This window comes from Shimazuella sp. NTD250, assembly GCF_059510375.1.
The window spans coordinates 598583-619178 of sequence record NZ_JCAJZS010000002.1 but is presented as its reverse complement, the minus strand read 5'-3'; the positions used below and the strand labels follow the sequence as shown (position 1 = coordinate 619178).

Here is a 20596-nt window from a genome sequence, read left to right as displayed (position 1 = left end):
TCTTTCATCCCTTGCTAATATCCGTAAATGATCCTAATCCATTCTAGGGGAGTTGGGACTTCGATTCCGATACTTATGACTATATTTAGTGAAATACCTACAAGCAGCAAAATAGAAAAAGTATATAATTCTTTTCGTTTTTTTTGTTTGACCAGAGATGGAACTTCGATGACTGCGATGATGATTCCAACGACTAGACTGATGATGACAAACCACACTGTATTTTATTCCCCCATTCTTTCTGTTAAAGATTTTGAGGTTTTATACATACGCCTAATTTTTGATTCTACTTCAACCTTTACTTCGATACCGGGGAATACTTGACTCCACTTCTTTTTCACTCGTTCCCAATATTCAGGGGAACTTCTCTCAACTTCTTCTCCAAAGCCAAAAATGTCTGATTTATATGTTTGTTGTACGGTATTTACCGCTGAGACGATAGAGTTTTTAATTTGCTTTTCCGTAAGTTGTTCTACTAGTGTGATGTCAGATGGTGTTGTAAAATCCATATCACATTGTGCATCACTGATGACACCTTCTGTTTTTAATTTGAGATGAATTACCGGTTTATCATGTTGTTTCATGATCACTTTAATATCATTTTTTGTGTGGAGTAGTTCTACGGTTATGTTTTTGTAGCTATCTTTTGGACAAGTTAGAAGGACTGAAGTACTTTTTATGTTTCCCTGGGTATAATTGTATCCAATACTTTCTTTCTGATTTAACCAACCGAGTAGTTTATCTTTTTTAAAAACAGCCAGCTCTCCGTAAGCTAGTCTGAGGGGAGTAGAGATTTTCTCTGCATTTTCTTTCTCATTTAGAAACTTTTGATCACCAGTCATCTTAATTCCTGATAATACTGGTTCTCTTCCTTTGCTGATGATAGAAGAAATAAAGTCGTCAATTTTAACTGCTGTGGTTTCTCCCCATGCTTTAGATGAAAATTCAAGAGCAGCTCTCAGTTTCGTTGCAGGTGTTTTTTCCAGAGAAGTGAACACTTTTAGAACATCTTGTGCTTCTTGATTATGAGCAATTGCAACATAAAAATCTTTTCGATATTCATGGTCTCGTATGATATGATCTAGAATCTTACTTACGCCCTGTTTGGCGAATTCCTCTCCAAAAACGAGTATTTGTAGTTGCCCAACATATATTTTTCTTGTACCTCGATTTGTCATTTTTCTAGCAGCCTCTTGTATTCCTTCTCCTTTTGATTGATACAGAGTGACAGGAGCAACGTTAGCACCACCACCCTTTTGTCCCGAGATGGCTTCTGGAATAAGAATCTGATCCGTCAATAAAATTTTCTTACCTGCTTTATCTATTCCAATTGCCACCGCAACTGCTAGATCATTTAGCTCGCGGCGATTCCAGCATCCGACGATAAGTATTGTACAAATGATAAAAATAAGTACCCTGATGAATTTCTTCGTATTAACCACTTCCTTCTGGCTCGGGTTTCGAGGCAGAACTATTTTCTCGAATTATATTTTGTTCCTTGGCGATTTTAGGACGTTTTGTCATTTTTGACCAAGGAACACGCAGATACAAGGAATCTTTTTTATCCTTTGTATGGGTAGGAGCAAATGGATATAAGAAGGGAACTCCAAAAGACCGCAAATTACAGCTTTCTTGGATATGTAAAATGAAACCAGCGACAATACCAAATAAACCAAAAGTAGCTGCGAGAACCATAAACCCAAAACGTAAAATTCGAAAGGCGATCGCCATGTTATAAGAAGGAATCGTGAAACTAGCAATCGCCGTTATGGAAACAACAATCACCATTGCTGGTGATACGATTCCAGCTTGAATGGATGCTTGGCCAATGACCAACGCGCCTACAATAGAAATCGCTTGTCCTACTGCTCTTGGTAAACGGGTTCCTGCTTCGCGTAAAAGTTCAAATGTTAGTTCCATCAAAAATGCTTCAATGAAAGCGGGAAATGGTATTCCCTCTCGTTGTGCAGATAAACTGATCAGAAGTTGAGGTGGCAGCATATCTGGATGAAAGGTTGTGATTGCAATATACATAGATGGTCCTAACATGGATATAAACAAACCAAGATAGCGAAGCACACGCAGAAGGGTGGAAATATCAGCACGTTGGTAATAGTCCTCCGCCGTTTGGAAGAATTGGGAAAAAATAGCTGGAACCAAAAGCACAAATGGTGTTCCATCAACCAAAATAGCAATCCGTCCTTCCAAGAGCCCTCCAGCAATTACATCCGGTCTTTCGGTATTATAGATCGTGGGAAAAAGCGTAAATGTTTTATCTTGGATTAACTCTTCAATATATCCGCTTTCAAGTATGCCATCGATATCAATACGACTGATTCGATCTCGGACTTCTTTCACTACGTCTTCCTGGACAATGCCATTAATATACATAATAGAGACAGGGGTCTTTGTAACACGGCCTACTTGGAAATTTTCGAGCCATAGGTTGGGATCTTTGATCTTTCGACGTACTAAGGCGATATTCGTGGCAATATTTTCGGTGAATCCTTCTTTTGGACCTCGTATAACTGTTTGAGAAGTTGGTTCCTCAATTGCACGCTGTTCCCAGCCTTTAGAAGTGAGCAATAAACAGCGATCATACCCTTGACATAAAAGAACAGTATCTCCAGATAAAATTGCCGTTAACAGAGTGTCAAAGTTCTCCGTATCTTGGATACCACCAACTGGGAGTAATAATTTTTTTATTGCTCCCAGCAAATCCTCGTCCGATGAAGGTATCAAAAAAGAATGATCGTCATCGTGATGTGACATTAAAGGTTCCATGATAAATTGATTGACTAGTTTAACATCGGCTAGGCCGGAAGTATAAATAATTGCCACTTTGGTTTGGCTGAAGTGCCATTCTCTTACTATGATATCTGGGCTATTACCCAAAGATTTTATGATCTGCTGGATATTTTCTTGGAGTTCTGTTTTTAGACAAAGTGCTTCCTCATTTTCAGCTTTCTTTTTCGTATTGGTGATCGGAGAACGCTTGGTTTTGGTAAATGATTTGGCTTTCATATATGATCCGACTCCTAGGTATAACGTACTATCCAGTTTTCCCTTTTCGTTAATAATGATATACATATTTTAGAAAATGGAGGAGTCTGGACAATACCTGTAATCAACCGATAAGCAATCACTATTGATGTGTGGGATAAAAGATAATTTTATAAACAAAAGATCACTTCTCCTGACAAAAAACGTACCTAGCAGCCTGTTTATCAGTACTTATGAATATGGAAGTTTTCTTCTAGCAATGTCCAATTGCGGGGAAAGTCTCGATGGCTGATGGCCCAATATCCAATGCCGCGAAGCTTATATTTTTTGACCAAGTTAAACTTGGCTTGTGCACTCTGTTCGTTTTCATACCAAACTTCGTGCTTGTTTCCGCTGTCATCTTGATAGGAGAAAGAAGGTACTTGAGCTCGGTTATCATAGTAAATATTAGCTCCAGTAGACAGAGCGATCCTACTGGCCTCTTGAGGAGACACCAGCTTTGCAGGTTTATTGTCTTTCTTATAAGGAACGATCCAATCATATCCATACAAAGGAAATCCCATCATAATTTTGCTACTGGGAATTTTCGTAATGGCATAGTCTAAAACTTTGCTGATTTCTGGAGTTGGGGCAATAGGATTTGGGGGGCCTTCACTATACGCCCAGTCATATGTCATTAACACCACAAAGTCTGCTATTTTTCCATGGAAAGCATAATCATGTGCGCCTGCCCAAGGACCATCTTGCTTATCACTTGATTTGGGTGCTAAGTCGGTAGAGACGATAAAGCCATTTTGTTTGACGATGGGGATGAATGTTTCTAAAAATCGATTGTAAAGTACTTTATCTTTTTCATCGATATGTTCAAAGTCAATATTTAGAGCACGAAACCCCTTTTGTTTCATTGTGGATAGGATGTTGTGCATGAACCTTTTTTTTGCTGTGGGATTGGTAAACAGGGTATGAGCAATAGAAGCAGAATAGTTCTGTTCCCCAAGATTCGTGATGACCATCATTGGAGTTGTATGTTGTTTATGAGTTGCTTTTAGAGGAGTATCATCCTTTACAGAGACTAATTGTCCATTTGCTTTCGCGTTGTAACTAAAGAAGGCTATATAGGTCAATTGAGGAGAAAATCGTTTAATATTTTCGGTCGCTCTTTTGACGTTAGAGGGATCAAGGAAACCAAGGATTTCTACCGTTTGCTTGTTAGTTGTCGAAATCGGTTGATAGATTTCGTTGTCATTGATCGGTGGTGCATGATTGCGATGAGTTTCGACAGTATTTGATTTTTTGACTACTTGTGTCTGTTTGGGTTGTATCGCGTTATTTCGTTTTGGATCACTTTGTTGTTTTGAAGCGGTACAAGCAGTAAGTATAAGGGTCAATAGTAAGAAATAGATCTTTTTCATTATATAATTCCTTTGTATTCGGTAGTTAATATAGGTTTTGGTATTTTTGAATTTTTTATGCTCTATTAGGTTTGTCATCTATTATCCATCAGAAAATGATTGTCCTGAATCTTTGCAAAAAGTATAATTTTATTTATGTGCACAGTCTTATCGCGAAAGGAAAATGAACATATTGGCTGCGAGAAAGTTTGGATGGTTAATTGGTAGTTTATTATTGCTTTTAGTATTAGCCGGTTGCGGAAATAGTGGAGTTTCCACAGATGTACTTGAACCGCTTTGGACAAAACAAGTGGATCAAGAAGTAACACCATGGATGAAGGATGTATTTGCTCCTGTTTCTTCGAAAGTAACTTCGGAGCTTATCTTTTACTCAGATTCCAGCTGGGATGTCCCGGAAGATAAGCTCCCTAATTACAAATATGGTTTACAGCATGCCAAAGAAACTGTAAATGGTGATTTGGACCCGTTGTTAGTGGTGCATGTGAAATTGAATGAACCATTTGAAGCCTATGAAATCAATCAATTAAAAGAACAAATTTGGTCTGCTATCCAGCAATTGAAAATAAACGGAATCAAGAGTGGAAAAATAAAATTGGAATATGGACAAAAGGCATATTTCAGTGGTCCGATTCAATCGATCAATGAACCCGGAGATATGGAACAGTATTTCACCATCAATTCAAAAGGTTAAGCAGGCTTGACCACAAGGCGCTTTTTTGGTAAATATAGTGATTATCATATATCGGTAAAGAAAGAGTAGGGAAATATCGATCATCGAAGCGAACTGAGGATAGTGAGAGCTCAGTATGAGTATTTTCCGAAACGCATTCTTGTAAGCTACTGATCGGGGAACACCCCGTTAACAAGGGTAAAGTGGTGCTTTGGGCACAAGCGGAGTGGTACCGCGGGCAGAACGCTCGTCTCCTTTTTTGGAGATGGGTGTTTTTTATTTATTTTAGGAGGAATGAAAATGGATTACAAACGCATTTTTGCAGAGCAATTATCAACTTGCCTTGGAGATATTCTGCCGATAGAGGAAATCGAAAAAGTAATCGAGAAACCCAAAAAACAAAATCTAGGGGATTTCGCTTTTCCGTGTTTTGTCCTAGCAAAGCATTGGAAGAAGGCCCCAAATATGATAGCGAGCGAATTAGCACCGAAAGTCGTACACGATTTGTTTCAAAAAGTAGAAGCAGCAGGGCCGTACGTCAATGTTTTTCTTGATCAGAAGCGAGCAAGTAAGCAGATTTTAGATGGAATCTTGCGATTGGGTGATCAGTATGGAGCAAATAAGAATGGAAAAGGGGAGACAGTGACAATCGATTTGTCGTCACCGAATATCGCAAAAGCTTTTTCCATGGGACATCTGCGTTCAACCGTAATTGGCAACAGCATAGCCAACATCGCTGAAAAAAACGGTTATCGTCCTGTTCGGATTAACCACTTAGGAGATTGGGGTACCCAATTTGGGAAACTGATTGTCGCTTATCGCAAATGGGGAGATGAAGAGGCCGTTCGTAAAAAGCCGATTTCTGAATTAATGAAGTTATATTTGCGTTTCCATGAGGAAGTAGTAGATGATCCATCTTTAGAAGAAGCGGGTAGAGAAGCATTCAAACTGCTGGAAGAGGGAGATGCAGAAAACTTTACTTTGTGGGAGTGGTTCCGTGAGGAATCTCTTCAAGAGTTTATGCGAATCTATGATCTTTTAGATGTTCAATTTGATTCCTTCGCTGGAGAAGCATTCTATAACGATAAAATGGAAGCAGTTGTAAAACTTTTAGAGGAAAATGGTTTGTTGGTGGAAAGTGAAGGGGCAAAAGTAGTTTCTTTGGAAGAGGAAGGTTTACCGCCTTGTTTGGTTCAAAAATCAGATGGAGCAACACTTTATGCCACAAGGGATTTAGCTACAGCGATCTATCGGAAAAAGGAATATAACTTTGTAAAGTCTCTTTATGTTGTTGGCAGTGAACAGAGCTTACATTTCCAACAGCTAAAATTAGTATTACAAAAAGCAGGCTTTAAATGGGCAAAAGATATGGAGCATGTTTCTTTTGGGATGATGTTGCGTGACGGCAAAAAAATGTCCACACGTAAAGGCCATGTCGTTTTACTAGAAGATGCTTTGACAAGTGCTATTGACCGGATACGAAAAATCATTGAAGAGAAGAATCCTGCTTTAGTAGAAAAAGAAAAAGTGTCTCATGACGTGGGGATTGGTGCAGTTATTTTTCATGATCTCAAACATTTCCGTACGAACGATGTAGAGTTTTCCATGGAACAGATGCTTAATTTTGAAGGTGAGACTGGTCCCTATCTACAGTATACACATGCCCGCTGTCATTCGTTGCTCAGAAAAGGGGCATATACACCTAGCACAGAAGCATTAGAGGTGGAAGATGAAGAAGCATGGCCAATTCTGTCTTTGTTAAAAGATTTTGATCAAGTAGTAAAATTGGCTTGGCGTGAATATGATCCATCTAAGATCGCAAGATTTGCTTTGGACTTAGCTCGCACACTCAATCAGTATTATGCGCATGTTCATATTTTATCAGATGAGAAGAATAAAGATGCCAGGCTAAATCTCATTTTTGCAACGGCAACAGTGTTAAAAGAAGCCCTTCGCATACTTGGGCTCCATGCTCCAACAGAAATGTAATCGAAGTTTGACAGGGATGCCAAAGACATGCTAGAATAACAACATTGTGTAAGCAGAAGCGCCCGCTTCTCACCTGGTCGACGCAATTAGGTTGTTGCTAGGTTAGTTGAGGAATACCGTAATCTTTTACGTGTGGGCGACTTTCGTCCACACTTATTTGCATTGGCAATTCCCAATACTGGAGGTGTAATTATTAGCAAAGAACAGCAACAGGTCAACGAAGCGATCCGCGCTCGTGAAGTGCGACTTATAGGGGCAAATGGTGAGCAACTTGGAATTCAACCACTCAGAGAAGCACTGCGTTTGGCGGGAGAACAAAATCTCGACCTTGTCAATGTAGCTCCACAGGCGAAACCACCCGTTTGTAGAATTATGGACTATGGCAAATACCGTTATGAGCAAAGCAAACGTGAGAAAGAAGCACGTCGGAACCAAAAAATCGTTCAATTAAAAGAAGTACGTCTCAGTCCTTCTATTGAGGATCATGACGTTCAGACTAAGCTCAAAAATGTAGTGAAGTTTTTAGAGCAAGGTGACAAAGTGAAGTTGAGTATTCGTTTCCGCGGACGGGAAATCACGCACCAAGACCTTGGTCGTCGGGTGCTCGTACGGATGGCTCAAGAAGTCAAAGAAATCTCTGAAATTGAAAGACATCCTAAGTTAGAAGGACGTCAAATGATTATGATCTTAACTCCAAAATCGTCAAACTGACATCGAAGGGAGTATATACGATGCCAAAAATGAAGTCTAAAAAATCAGCTACCAAACGTTTCAATAAAACAGGTACTGGTAAAGTGAAGCGTAATCATGCATTTACTAGCCACTTACTAGAAGGCAAATCTGCGAAACAAAAACGCAAATTACGTAAAAGTGCCATCATGGCTAAAGGTGATACCAAACGTATCGAACAATTAATCGCTTATAAATAGAATGTTTAGGAGGGAATTTTTATGGCAAGAGTTAAGGGTGGTACTGTTACCCGTCGCCGTCGTAAACGCGTGCTGAAACTAGCTCGTGGATACTTCGGTTCCAAACACCGTTTATTCCGTACTGCGAAGCAGCAAGTAATGAAATCTCTTATGTATGCATATCGTGACCGTCGTCAGCGCAAACGTGATTTCCGTCGTCTTTGGATTACACGTATTAATGCAGCTGCTCGTACCAATGGTTTGTCATACAATAAATTGATGCACGGATTAAAAGTTGCTGGTGTTGATATCAACCGTAAAATGCTTGCTGAATTAGCTATTTTCGATGAAAAAGCTTTTAGCGAACTCGTGCAAGTTGCGAAAAAAGCACAATAGGCTCTTATTCTCTTTTTAAATCTCATAGATATTATCTATGAGATTTTTTGATTGGTTTAAAGTCTAAGTTGGATATAAGAGTAAGTCATTTAGTACTAAGTACTATTTTGACAAATATTGATAACAATTTAAACATTGGATGTTCTATGTGTAGTATATAATAGATTAGTGATGACTTATAAAAAGAGAGGAATAGCCCTCTGTTTCTCTAATCCATATTCAAAGGAGTAGGGGCTGAATGCTGGTTAATTGGATCAAACTTGAGTATGAACAGTACGGGCATTTAGATGCACAAGGCAATTTGTGTTTACCCCTTGAGTATGCAGAGGACTTTGTCCGTATTTGCTTTCAACACAATATTGCACTTATAGGTGTAGACTTTATTTTTAGGGCAGAAGATGACAATTATTATCATATAACTAGCCTTGACTGTAGTGAGATCATTTGGAGTTTTGCAGATTGGAATCAATTAGTAGATTATTGTAATCAAATTGTATGGAATGTCATTGTGCAAGAAGGCAGTAAAGAAGGAACGGAATATTTTATCCCTTATTTAATGGAAGAGTACGAATGGTTGATGCAAAAAATCACAAATGAACACGATAGTCTTGAAGATGGTTCTAGTTATGCTAGTGGTAATTTTTGAGAGAGCAGGCGCAAGAAAAGCCCTGCTTTTTTTCATGCAGATATGATAGTATATAATCTAATTTAGTAGATCAAAGTTTTATTTTTCTACAAAGCCTTTTGAGGCTTGCCATATTGGTAAGTTTTTTTATTATTTTATAGAGTAGGTGAGCTATAGTGAGAAGTGACAAAATCAAAAAAGGCGTTGATCGAGCACCCCATAGAAGTTTGCTCAGGGCTGCTGGTGTGAAAGAAGAAGATTTTGGGAAACCATTTATCGGAATTTGCAATTCATTTGTAGAAATCGTACCTGGCCATATGCATTTAAATAAATTTGCTGAAGTAGTAAAAGATGCCGTTCGTGCAGCCGGTGGGGTACCTTTTGAATTTAATACCATAGGCGTGGATGATGGTATAGCGATGGGACACATCGGTATGCGTTATTCTCTTCCCAGTAGAGAAGTCATCGCAGATGCGGTAGAAACAGTAGCCCTCGCACACTGGTTTGATGGTCTTATCTGTATCCCGAATTGTGACAAAATTACGCCAGGGATGTTGATGGGAGCAATGCGGGTTAATATTCCTACTATCTTTATCAGTGGTGGACCGATGAAAGCCGGCATGACACCATCAGGGAAATCAATCGACTTGGTATCTGTGTTTGAAGGAGTAGGAGCTCACCAAGCCGGTAAAATAGATGATAAAGAGCTATATGAATTAGAACAATTTGCATGTCCGAGTTGTGGTTCTTGTTCGGGGATGTTTACAGCTAATTCGATGAACTGCTTAGCAGAGGCGTTGGGTGTAGCTTTGCCAGGTAATGGCAGCATTTTGGCAGATACACCAGAAAGAAAAGTGTTGGCACAAAAAGCTGCTGCTCAGATCTTGAAGCTGATCGACGCAGATTTGAAACCGAGTGATATTGTGACACAAGATTCCATCGATAACGCGTTTGCGCTTGATATGGCAATGGGTGGTTCTACCAATACAGTTTTACATACATTGGCTATCGCTCATGAAATCGGAGTGGAGTATCCACTGACGAGAATCAACGAAATTGCGGCAAAAGTACCAAATCTATGTAAAGTAAGTCCTGCTGGCAAGTGGCACATGGAAGATATCGATCGTGCTGGAGGAATCCATGCTATCCTTAATGAGTTATCCAAAAAAGAAGGCATTCTTAACGTGGATTGTAAAACGGTAACTTTAAAAACATTAGGAGAAAATATTAAAGAGCATGAAATTTTAGATGAGGAAGTCATCCACCCAATTACCAATGCCTATAGTGAGACAGGCGGATTGTGTGTCCTATATGGAAATATTGCTCCAGATGGTGCGGTAATCAAGACTGGTGCAGTCGATCCTTCGATCAAAACATTTAGTGGACCAGCCGTTATCTTTGAATCCCAAGATGATGCTATCGCTGGTATCTCGTTTGGGAAAGTGAAATCTGGAGATGTAGTCGTTATTCGCTCCGAGGGACCAAAAGGCGGGCCAGGAATGCCAGAAATGCTTTCTCCTACTTCTGCAATCATGGGTCGAGGGTTAGGAAAAGAAGTTGCTTTGATCACCGATGGCAGATTTTCCGGCGCAACTCGCGGGATAAGTATCGGCCACGTTTCTCCAGAAGCTGCTGACGGCGGCCCTATCGCATTTGTGGAACAAGGGGATATCATTCATATTGATCTGATCAATAGAACGATAGAGCTAGAAGTACCTGATGATGAACTAGCAAGGAGAAGAGAGAACTGGACACCTCCAAAAATCGAAGTTGGCGGACGATTCCTGCGCCGTTATGCGAGTTTGGTTACCTCTGCAAATACGGGAGCAGTTTTAAGAGATAGTTAATCATTAATAAAAAGCATCTACCAAAAAAAGGTAGATGCTTTTTATGTTAAGATTCCTTCCCATTTACTATACGATTGGAATGGACCGATTGGGATTTGTATCAAACTCTTATAAGAGCGTTGATCAAAGGGATATAAGGAGTCAATCATCTTTGTATCAAATCCAAGCAGAGGATGAGCACCGAATCCAATACTAGATGCGGCGAGTGCCAGTCGCTGTACGAGTATACCTGTTTGCATCTGCTGGATGCGATAGCCTCTTACACCCAATGTTTCTTTGTGGTAGATTGGTTTGCCGAAAATGTGTAAACAGATGGGAACTTGAAAAATATTGATATGAGTTTCGAGTGTAGATTGTTGCAAATACGAGCGAAAATCACCTTCCCGTAGGAGATTTAAAGCATTTCTATCTGGATCATATACATAAAGCCCATTTGGGACAGCTTCTATGTGATGAAAGTATCCTGCTAGTATTCGTTCATTTGAATCAGCGATTTCGTACAAGTCATTAGCATAATCAATATGTTCCGTTGCCGTTTGTAGAATGGTGGTGAGTTGCTTCTTCGTTACGCCTTTTAAAGTGAAGTTCATTCCGGGAGAAGTTCTTTTTTTACAAATGGTATAGAAGGATGGCGCCGATTCTCGATTAGGAGATAGTGGGATGGATTTGTCTGTTTTTGGTAAAGCACTTTTTTGCGATGATACGCGACAGAAATCCTTTGTCGTGTTTTGCAAAGATTGCGTATGTATTTTTTCAATTAGCGGATAAGGCAGTATATTTTTGGCGTTCAGTCGGTAAGGGTGATGGATAGCTGGTATTTGTTTACACAAGGTTTCACTTGTTAATACATCATTGCTTCTTTGCTGGAAATGTACTTTCTGCTTATCAGTTGACAGAGTTATGACGGCATAAACACTTTCCTGTTCTGTAGTGATACCTAGCAAATGATTGGCTGCTTTATCGAGAAATTGGTAGTAAACTGTTTTTTGATAAGGGACTTGTTTTGTACATTCTAATAATTGCCCAATAACAATACCACTGTCTAATCCTTGCAGGCGGTAGGCAAAGTTATGGTATTTAAAAAAGTTTTTCCAAAAAAGAGTGGATAAAAAAATGGTGGCAAAGCAGTTTGTGATTGTACCTCGTCTGCCTAATAAATTGGTGATAGACGCTGCAAAATCTCCTTCTCGTAATAGGACTAAGGCATGTTTGGCAACATCATAGTGATAGACTCCTTTTGGTACATCTTTGATTTGTAGATACAGATATATTTCATTTGGATAAAGGGCACCACCAGAAGGGACAAATTTTCTACATACAGTGGAATGCTGGAGCTCATGATTTGCTGAATGTGTTGGAAAAGGGCACTGGACAATTTTTGTCATTCCATAGACATACCACAATAAATGGCCAATGTCTTGGATGGTAGGAGTTTGGGCGGTTGGATGAAAATTTTCTGGTATTTCACGAGATAAATGGATAAATGGATTTTGCTGATACTGTTTATACGGTAGTGGAGCATCATTCCAATCCACTTCCCAATCCGCCGGTTTTAATTTCTCAGGATGATCATGAAGATGAGAGAAAAATGTATCGCTATCCATGCTTTCCTCCTCTATTATGGGAATGGATGGGGATGAGGATTTAGCTCCTCCATTGTTAGTGTGTTTTTTGTAAAGCCAAGTTTCTTAGGGATTTCAAGTACTCTTGATAATCCAGTCAGCCGAGTTAAGTGATGACCAAATGTCATGGGAAGCATACCTGGAATAATCACTTTCACACAGTGTAAATTTTGTTTTTGTAATTCACTTGTAGTTTGATTGACAACAAATATTTCCCTATTTTGTCGGTGGAGAATCTGGATGACATGTTCAAGATCCTCTTTTAAATCAGTTTTTGATACAGGCGGGCAATGGATGTCTTGAAATATCTGAGTGTTTTCCTTTTGCTGGAGTAAAAAATCAAGCCGGTGTTCCGTCTCTGGTATACTGTACAACATCGAATGATCGGGCATTTCTTTTACCAGATGGGGTTTATCGATCATGTTTACATACTTTGCTCGCTGGTTTTCCGCTTTTGCATCTAACGTCAGCATCATACCAGCGAGTTCATGGAGGGCATTTTTCGTCGCTTTAACAGGATCAAAGTGAGTCCCTGCTGCACAGATCAAATGAAATCCTCTGTTCTTCTTGTTTCTAGCTACTGCCCAAATACTAGGAATTCCATGCTCCATTGTCGCGTTAAACAGATGTATTTCATAACCTGCTATTTCATGGATACGATGAAGCATCAAATCTAATTCTGTGTTTCCAGAAGAAAAAGGATCAATTCGAGGCAGCGGCAGCCTAGCATACCATGTCAGCAAAAAAGCATCTCGTTCTAAAACTTCCATGATCCCGTGAAAGATGGCTTCTTCTAGACTTCCTCCTAATGCGCATCCATTGGAAGTTTCATAGACAAATCCTTTGCCGCCCCCAAGGCTGTAGTAAGCCAAAAGCTCTGGAACGAGGATTGGTTTTTGTCTTGTGATACAGTAACTCCAGACCCAATTCATTTTTTTCTCAGGATCAAATGCTTGGAAAGGGAAATCTGGAAAAGCATATTGTTCTTTGGAATGCGTGCCTACTGATAGTGGGTCAAGGGCCTTTTCCTGCAAATGGTAATAATGATCGTGAACAACAATACGGCTTCCTCTTGGCGCAATGCCACAGGAACGTTCCAGCCCTTCAAATATAGCTGTAATTTCACTATCACCGAAGCGGTGTGTTCGGCCAGCAGTTGCTTCTTGGCCAATAGCAAGAGGCAAATATACACTTGCCGAAGCGAAGGGAGATAGGAGATCGTGAACATTTCCCATTAAAACGCCTGTTCGATTTTCGTAATAGGTTTGTTTTAAAGTATTTTTCCATGAATCTAATGATGTAACCCGAAAACTATCTTCCTTTACCTTAGGATTGGATTGCAAATGAATTGCAGCTCTAACAGGGGTGTCATCTGGAAGGGTATTACAAATGTTACAAAGTGGATCTGCAATGATGGTATGTTTACTTGTTTGAAGGGTGTGCAGGTTTACAAATATCATCGTATCTTGGAGGTTCGACTGCTGTTCAAAGATTTGGGATACTTCTTGTAAGAGAAGGTGTTTCAAGTGATGGATTGAGAAGGAAGAAATTTTGGGATCAGCAAAAGCAGGTGGCTCTAGCGATAATTGATGATATAGTTGCCACATTGCTTTGCGATCTTTCGCACTCATTAGCAATCGACGGTCCGCACAATGAAAACAAACTCCCTCAGATTGAACGAACGGACCAATAATACCTTCACCAAACTGGACAAAACAGCGTAACCACGGAATAGAAGTAGAAGAGACGACATGCTGAACTTCCCGATGGAGACGAGCATTCCAATTGTCACTTAGTACAAGCAGTAAATCTGCATCTTTCCACGTTTTGTCCTTCCAAGTTGATCCAAGAGGGAGAATGGTATAGAACATTTCAAATGCTTTAGCAGTAACCGCTGCTAAATGTCCTTCTCCTATAATTCCTATGATCGGTTTTGTCATGATTTTTCCTCCTGAGTTGTCACCGCAACAACAGAGAGGTTTTGGGAGATGATATCTTCCAGTTTTATATCGAATACTTGTAATTGTTTATTTTGTAATTTCAAACGATGAGTAATAGTTTCTAGCGTTTTTTCGATTGATTCCAATGGGATATGCTGATGAAGATGATGATCAATAGATTTATTTTGTACAGAGTGTAACGCTCTGTGCAATGCAGTTTGCAAGGCCATGTCAGTATGCAATCCCACACTGCCAAACCAAGAATTATTTACTTCTACCCAGCCAATAGGAAAGCCATAGATGTGATCCTCTAAGTATAAGGTAGGATGTGCACCCAATAGGCTGAGGCACTCTGCAAAATACTTGCTGGTCTCTCCCTTCCGTTGTATTTTTTGCGGATGAGTAGGTCTGTTTTTTTTACCTGCTTCCAAGTGCTTGAGAAAAGCACGGCAAATTGCTTCTTGACGATTTTCCCCGACTCCAATTGCTACTTTTCCTTTTAGATCGTGTGCGATTTCTGGAAACAGAGAAGCGTATGCTTCTAAGCCGCTTAACCCTGCTTCACGACGTGCTTCTAAATGTGTTAATGCTGAACAAATAATTGGGGTGGTCTGCTGTTTATCAAGTGGATCAGCTATTTCTACAAGACATTGCGATAAGGGTAACTGCAACAAATTTTCTGGTCCAAGAGATCGAAATATTCCTGTTTCCTCAGAGGTGATAGGAGCAAAGATACTTTGTATATGAGTTGTTTGAGAAGAAGACAACCATTCAGTTGAAGCTAATGGTTTTATTGTTTCATTGGTCTTATGTGTGAGTGGATGAGATAAAAAAGAATGCCATTTGCCTTCTAGAGTCTGCATATCAAGCAAGAAAACTTGGCGGTTTTCTAATGGAATCACTCCATTGACTAGTTGAAACCAGCGGAAGGATAGGAGGTTTGCAAGGATAGATATTGCAGTATGATTGATTTCTTTGTTAATGCTGTCTGATGTTTTCGCCAGTCTACGCCATGCAGATTCCCAATCTATTATCGGTCCTACCATTCCTGTGTTTTGATAGGTGATAGCAGGTATAAAATGTTTGTTTTCTTGCTCACAAAGTGTTGCTAGGTCTATTATTTGCTCTGCATCTGACTCTGTTCCTACAAATAAAACAGAGTCATAGGGCTGTATTATTTTTGCCCAAGGATGTATATCATCTTGTGTGATATCAGTGATCTTTACCGCGGAGTCTGTTTCTAGATATCTCATACGTTCCATATTTGTGTTCGATTTATTAGTAAGAAAAAGAGCAATCTTTTGGAGTCCGGATTCAATCAGGGAAGATATCAGCGAAGTGAGAAAGGAACCATGCCCAATAACTAGTAGATTTGCATGTCGATATTTTTCAAAGTGATGAGCACCAGAGCCGACATGATGATCTAAGTAAACAATTTGTGACTGATAGCATTTCATTAGCTTTTCACTTAAGGTATGCGGTTTATCTTTGCTGATATCTCGAATAAATCCTTCTTGTAGCAATAGGTTTGAAAGTTCATAAACTCTCTGCTGGTGAGTATCAGGTAATCCCTCTGTTATTTCTTGCAAGGTATGGGTACCATCCAGCATGGGGATTAGTCTTTCCATCCATTGGTATACATTGGAACCTTGCATTCGGAAGGAATGTCTGTGGTTGCGAAAATATATACCGCCTTCTGAATCAGGAACATAGTAGGTATCTTGATTTGCTTTTAATCGTGCAGTTGGAAGCATAGTGAACATTGATTTATCCTCACCCCTAAAAAGCAACTATTTCTTTATATTATGTAGAGATATTTGTCTACTTGCCCTATAAAAAATAGCCCTGAATAACAGGGCGCCGATAATGTTGAAAACTCTTTAGAAAAATGGGAAGAAGGGAAAGAATGGAAATAGAGGTGCACAACCTCCGCAACCGCCACAACCGCCACAACCACCACAGCCACCACAACGTCGGAAACCGCCACATCCACCACAACCGCCACATCGGAATCCACAGCGTTGTGCTAATTCTAAATCTTCATGCTGCCCATATTGCTCAAGTTGCTCATATTGTTCATATTGTTCCATGTACTCATGCCAGGGTGTCACTTCGCCTTTGCTATATTCGTCAACACTAAGTTCTTGAATTTCCTTTTGAAATTCGCTCATTTGTCCAACCTCCAACAAGCATGTTTTCGGGAGGTAAGTCGTGATAATAGCCCTCCTCGACAAGATATATGTATGATGAGAAAAGAATTAGGTGACTAAACAAAATGAATAATTGTTATTCACAAAAAGTGTTCAATTTGGTCTCTCTATGGTATATTTATGTAAATTGATTTAATATTGTCTTTGTTATCATTTCATTCATAACCATCTTAAAAGTAAATCACTTTTAATAAGTGATCACATAAAAATTTATGAAATTACAATGACAGCGCTGTCATTTTTGTAATATAAAATATCGGAATAGTGGGTTGACAATCGAAAAGTGTGATCGATATAATAACACCTAAATAATAAAAAATAACTGTATTTCTCAAAACTTAAAAACAAATTAAATGGAATTTATAAAAACAATGACGAGGATATAAGTGATTTGCCAATACGCGTTACAGAGAATTTGGGATTTGCTGAGACCCAAAACCGTAAGTATTTTGCTTCTCACCTCTGAGTTACATGTCGAAAGAGTAAAGGCTTACTTGAGTAGATCATGATCGGTTGTCACCGTTATCGACCGAGTACACATGTACTTGATGAGACTGTATGCTGTGAAGCATCAGTGAACTTGGGTGGTACCACGAACTGTTCGTCCCAATTGGTGATATTCTTCACTTGGGATCGTACGGTTTTTTTTATTTGGAAAAAAGGAGGAATTACTTTGGCTCCCCAATTGGAATCAAAGACAAGTTCTATTGATTTGGATGAAAAAAAGTACACAGGGTCTGAAATTTTGCTTCGTTCTCTAGTAGAAGAAGGAGTAGACATGATTTTTGGTTATCCTGGGGGTGCAGTCCTTCCTATTTATGATTCGCTGTATGATGGTCATGTTCGTCATATGTTGGCAAGACATGAACAAGGTGCAATCCATGCAGCAGATGGTTATGCGAGAGCTACAGGTAAACCAGGTGTTGTAATGGCTACTTCAGGTCCAGGTGCTACCAACTTGGTAACAGGGATCGCTACAGCGATGATGGATTCTATTCCTCTAGTTTGTATTACGGGGAATGTGCCACTTAGTCTATTGGGAACAGATGCATTTCAAGAAGCTGACATTACAGGTATAACGATGCCGATTACGAAACATAACTATCTCGTCAGAAGTGTTGATGAGATTCCGATAGTCGTAAAAGAAGCTTTTACAATTGCTGTAACAGGAAGACCAGGACCAGTTCTAATTGATATTCCAAAAGATGTATCTCAGGCTGTCAGCACCTTTTCTTATCCAGAAAAAGCGGAGATTAGAGGGTTACATGCTCCAGAGAAACCGAGTCAAGTTCAAATCTCCCGCCTTCATCAAGTAATTCAGCAAGCTGAGCGTCCTGTGATTTTAGCTGGCGGTGGAGTAGTTCGAGCAAATGCACAAGCAGAACTGATTGAATTTGCTGAAAAATCCAACATACCTGTAACCACAACGTTAATGGGATTGGGTGGATTTCCTAGCAGAAACCCGCTTTGGCTAGGGATGCCAGGAATGCATGGGACTTATGCCGCCAACCACGCATTGCTAGAGTGTGATCTGTTGATTGGAATCGGAGCCCGGTTTGATGACCGTGTGACGATGGGGAGAATCGATAAATTTGCTACTGGTGCTAAAATTATTCATATCGACATTGATCCAGCAGAAATTGATAAAAACGTACACACTTATGTGCCAATTGTTGGTGATGTCAAAGAAGTATTAGCTGCTGCAAACAATCAATTACCTTCTGCTGACTCGAGTAACTGGTTGAGCCTCTGTGATTCTTGGAAAAAGGAATATCCATTGCAGTATAACGATTCAGATGAAAATGGCTTAAAACCTCAATGGGTAATTGAACATTTAGATGAGACAACAGAAGGAAAGGCCATTGTAGCAACAGATGTTGGACAACATCAAATGTGGGTAGCTCAGTATTATCAATTTTCTGAACCCCGCTCGTTGCTTTCCTCTGGAGGACTTGGAACGATGGGCTTTGGTTTTCCAGCTGCTATCGGAGCACAACTAGCATATCCAGATCGTACGGTTATCGCTGTAACTGGTGATGGTGGTTTTCAAATGACAGCCCAAGAGTTGGCTGTTATCGCATTAGAAAAAATCCCTGTAAAAATAGTGATCATCAACAATCAATGTTTGGGTATGGTACGTCAGTGGCAAGAAGTATTTTATAAAGAGCGTTACAGTGAAGTAGACTTATCTGGAAGCCCTGATTTTGTAAAACTTGCAGATGCTTATGGTGTGAAAGCTTGGCGTGCGAAGAACAAAGAAGAAGCGATACAAGCTTGGAAAGAAGCATTGGAACATCCAGGACCAGCAGTACTTGATTTCTGGGTAAATCCAAATGAAAATGTATATCCAATGGTTGCTCCAGGAACAGGATTAGATGAGATGATGATGGGAGATGAAGAGCAATGAGGCATATTTTCTCTGTATTAGTGAATAATCGCCCACGCGTCTTAGCTCGTGTCTCCAGTCTTCTGGGACAACGTAACTTTAATATTGAAAGCATCAGTGTAGGGAAATCAGAAGAGAAAAATTTATCTCGGATGATCATCGTCACCGGCGGTGATGAGCGAACCCTCAATCAATTGTCCAAACAATTGTCCAAATTAATTGATGTTATTGAAGTGAAAACCATCACAGAAACAACTAGTGTAGAGCGTGAATTGATGCTCATTCGAGTAGCAGCTGAACCAAATGTACGAATGGAAATTCAAGGAATTGTTGATCCGTTTCGGGCAAATGTTGTAGATGTGGGACATGATTCTATCATGCTGCAAGCTACAGGAGATAGAGCGAAATTAGACACTTTGACAGAGCTGCTTCGGCCATATAATATTTTGGAAATTGCCCGTACTGGTGTAATTGCACTTAGTCGGGAAATAGATAAAATTTCACTTACAACTGTTATCTAAAGAATTTAAAAATCTGGGGGAATAAAAAACATGAGTAAAATGTATTATGAAGGCGATGCAAATCTACATCTTTTCAGTGGCAAAACAGTAGCAGTAGTTGGATATGGCAGTCAAGGACATGCACAAGCACAAAACTTGCGTGATAGTGGTGTAAAGGTTGTAATCGGACTGCGCCCTGGAAATTCATGGGAGCAAGCGGAAAACGATGGTTTTCAAGTTTTTCCAGTTGATGAGGCAGCTAAGCAAGCAGATGTAATCCAAATTTTGTTGCCAGATGAGCATCAGAAAAAGGTATATGAAACACAGATCAAAGAGAATTTGGAAGCTGGAAATGTATTGATGTTCTCTCATGGATTTAACATTCATTTCGGACAAATTGTAGCTCCAAATGATGTGGATGTTATCCTAGTTGCACCAAAATCACCTGGACATTTGGTTCGCCGTGTCTATCAAGAAGGGTTTGGAGTTCCATCCTTGATCGCTGTTCACCAAGATGCGAGTGGAACTGCAAAAGATGTGGCTCTTGCTTATTGTAAAGGAATTGGAAGTACCCGCGCAGGTGTTATCGAAACGACATTCAAAGAAGAGACTGAAACAGACCTATTTGGAGAGCAAGCCGTACTTTGTGGCGGGGTGACTGAACTCGTGAAAAATGGGTTTGAAACACTAGTCAGTGCAGGTTACCAGCCAGAAATCGCATATTTTGAGTGTCTGCACGAGCTGAAGTTGATTGTCGACCTCATGTATGAAAAAGGTCTAAGCGGAATGCGCTATTCTATCAGTGATACTGCTGAATATGGAGATTATGTAAGTGGAAAACGCGTAGTAGGAGCTCCTTCTCGCCAAGCGATGGAACAAGTTTTGAAAGAAATCCAAGATGGAACTTTCGCTAACAATTGGATCGCGGAAAACCAAAATGGTCGTCCAGAATTCAACAAAATCGCAGCTAGTGAAAAGGAACATGCTATCGAGCAGGTAGGAAGCAAACTTCGCCAAATGATGGTTTGGGTAAACAAAGAGCCAATTGGTTCCAAAAACTAAAAAATAAGTAGAAAAGGAGGAGCAAC

At 39.8% G+C, this 20596-nt stretch carries 18 protein-coding genes and 1 other annotated feature; of the genes, 10 read left to right on the top strand and 8 right to left on the bottom strand.

Annotated elements, in window-relative coordinates; genetic code table 11:
• Positions 1–14: 14 nt before the first annotated feature.
• The 4 genes from AC5WOF_RS07990 to AC5WOF_RS07975 form a co-directional block, all read right to left on the bottom strand.
• A complete protein-coding gene (locus AC5WOF_RS07990) occupies positions 15–218 on the bottom strand; it encodes a hypothetical protein (protein ID WP_496049416.1) in 204 nt (67 codons plus the stop codon).
• Positions 219–224: 6 nt separating this feature from the next.
• Entirely contained in the window at positions 225–1442 is a 1218-nt protein-coding gene (locus AC5WOF_RS07985; protein WP_496049415.1) for a Ger(x)C family spore germination protein, read from the bottom strand.
• A complete protein-coding gene (locus tag AC5WOF_RS07980) occupies positions 1435–3024 on the bottom strand; it encodes a spore germination protein (protein ID WP_496049414.1) in 1590 nt (529 codons plus the stop codon). Before AC5WOF_RS07980 ends, AC5WOF_RS07985 begins: the two co-directional genes overlap by 8 nt.
• A 203-nt stretch (positions 3025–3227) precedes the next feature.
• Entirely contained in the window at positions 3228–4415 is a 1188-nt protein-coding gene (locus tag AC5WOF_RS07975; protein ID WP_496049413.1) for a glycosyl hydrolase family 18 protein, read from the bottom strand.
• 172 nt (positions 4416–4587) lie between these two features.
• On the opposite strand from AC5WOF_RS07975, the gene AC5WOF_RS07970 reads away from it, so the two are divergent.
• The 7 genes from AC5WOF_RS07970 (at position 4588) to ilvD (ending at position 10850) form a co-directional block, all read left to right on the top strand.
• Positions 4588–5106 carry a hypothetical protein gene (locus AC5WOF_RS07970; RefSeq protein WP_496049412.1) on the top strand — a complete coding sequence of 173 codons (519 nt, stop codon included), beginning with the start codon at positions 4588–4590 and terminating at the stop codon, positions 5104–5106.
• 279 nt (positions 5107–5385) lie between these two features.
• Positions 5386–7074 carry an arginine--tRNA ligase gene (argS, locus tag AC5WOF_RS07965; RefSeq protein WP_496049411.1) on the top strand — a complete coding sequence of 563 codons (1689 nt, stop codon included), beginning with the start codon at positions 5386–5388 and terminating at the stop codon, positions 7072–7074.
• A 44-nt stretch (positions 7075–7118) separates the two neighbouring features.
• Positions 7119–7239 (top strand) — a sequence feature (ribosomal protein L20 leader region).
• Positions 7240–7263: 24 nt separating this feature from the next.
• Positions 7264–7785 (top strand): translation initiation factor IF-3, encoded by a 522-nt coding sequence (gene infC, locus AC5WOF_RS07960; protein WP_496049445.1) that lies wholly within the window; start codon positions 7264–7266, stop codon positions 7783–7785.
• A gap of 20 nt (positions 7786–7805) precedes the next feature.
• Entirely contained in the window at positions 7806–8003 is a 198-nt protein-coding gene (rpmI, locus tag AC5WOF_RS07955; RefSeq protein WP_496049410.1) for a 50S ribosomal protein L35, read from the top strand.
• A gap of 21 nt (positions 8004–8024) precedes the next feature.
• On the top strand, positions 8025–8378 hold the full coding sequence (gene rplT / locus AC5WOF_RS07950; protein ID WP_496049409.1) for a 50S ribosomal protein L20: 354 nt from the start codon (positions 8025–8027) through the stop codon (positions 8376–8378).
• 238 nt (positions 8379–8616) lie between these two features.
• Positions 8617–9024, top strand: a complete 408-nt coding sequence (locus tag AC5WOF_RS07945; RefSeq protein WP_496049408.1) for a hypothetical protein — start codon at positions 8617–8619, stop codon at positions 9022–9024.
• 155 nt (positions 9025–9179) lie between these two features.
• Entirely contained in the window at positions 9180–10850 is a 1671-nt protein-coding gene (gene ilvD / locus AC5WOF_RS07940; protein ID WP_496049407.1) for a dihydroxy-acid dehydratase, read from the top strand.
• A 41-nt stretch (positions 10851–10891) separates the two neighbouring features.
• On the opposite strand, the gene AC5WOF_RS07935 is transcribed toward ilvD, so the two are convergent.
• The 4 genes from AC5WOF_RS07935 to AC5WOF_RS07920 all read right to left on the bottom strand — a co-directional run bounded on the left by AC5WOF_RS07935 (position 10892) and on the right by AC5WOF_RS07920 (position 16583).
• A complete protein-coding gene (locus AC5WOF_RS07935) occupies positions 10892–12454 on the bottom strand; it encodes a SagB family peptide dehydrogenase (protein ID WP_496049406.1) in 1563 nt (520 codons plus the stop codon).
• A gap of 14 nt (positions 12455–12468) precedes the next feature.
• Positions 12469–14412, bottom strand: a complete 1944-nt coding sequence (locus AC5WOF_RS07930) for a TOMM precursor leader peptide-binding protein (protein ID WP_496049405.1) — start codon at positions 14410–14412, stop codon at positions 12469–12471.
• On the bottom strand, positions 14409–16175 hold the full coding sequence (locus tag AC5WOF_RS07925) for a hypothetical protein (RefSeq protein WP_496049404.1): 1767 nt from the start codon (positions 16173–16175) through the stop codon (positions 14409–14411). Before AC5WOF_RS07925 ends, AC5WOF_RS07930 begins: the two co-directional genes overlap by 4 nt.
• A 117-nt stretch (positions 16176–16292) precedes the next feature.
• Positions 16293–16583, bottom strand: a complete 291-nt coding sequence (locus tag AC5WOF_RS07920) for a heterocycloanthracin/sonorensin family bacteriocin (protein ID WP_496049403.1) — start codon at positions 16581–16583, stop codon at positions 16293–16295.
• A 712-nt stretch (positions 16584–17295) separates the two neighbouring features.
• Between AC5WOF_RS07920 and ilvB the strand changes: the two genes are divergently transcribed.
• Genes ilvB through ilvC form a run of 3 tightly spaced genes read left to right on the top strand, consistent with a single transcriptional unit; the run spans position 17296 to position 20570 of the window.
• Positions 17296–19029 (top strand): biosynthetic-type acetolactate synthase large subunit, encoded by a 1734-nt coding sequence (gene ilvB, locus AC5WOF_RS07915; protein WP_496049402.1) that lies wholly within the window; start codon positions 17296–17298, stop codon positions 19027–19029.
• A complete protein-coding gene (ilvN, locus tag AC5WOF_RS07910; RefSeq protein ID WP_496049401.1) occupies positions 19026–19529 on the top strand; it encodes an acetolactate synthase small subunit in 504 nt (167 codons plus the stop codon). The genes ilvB and ilvN overlap by 4 nt, the downstream gene beginning before the upstream one ends.
• Positions 19530–19559: 30 nt before the next feature.
• Complete coding sequence (gene ilvC / locus AC5WOF_RS07905; RefSeq protein WP_496049400.1) at positions 19560–20570, top strand: ketol-acid reductoisomerase; 1011 nt, start codon at positions 19560–19562, stop codon at positions 20568–20570.
• The last annotated feature ends 26 nt before the right edge of the window (positions 20571–20596 follow it).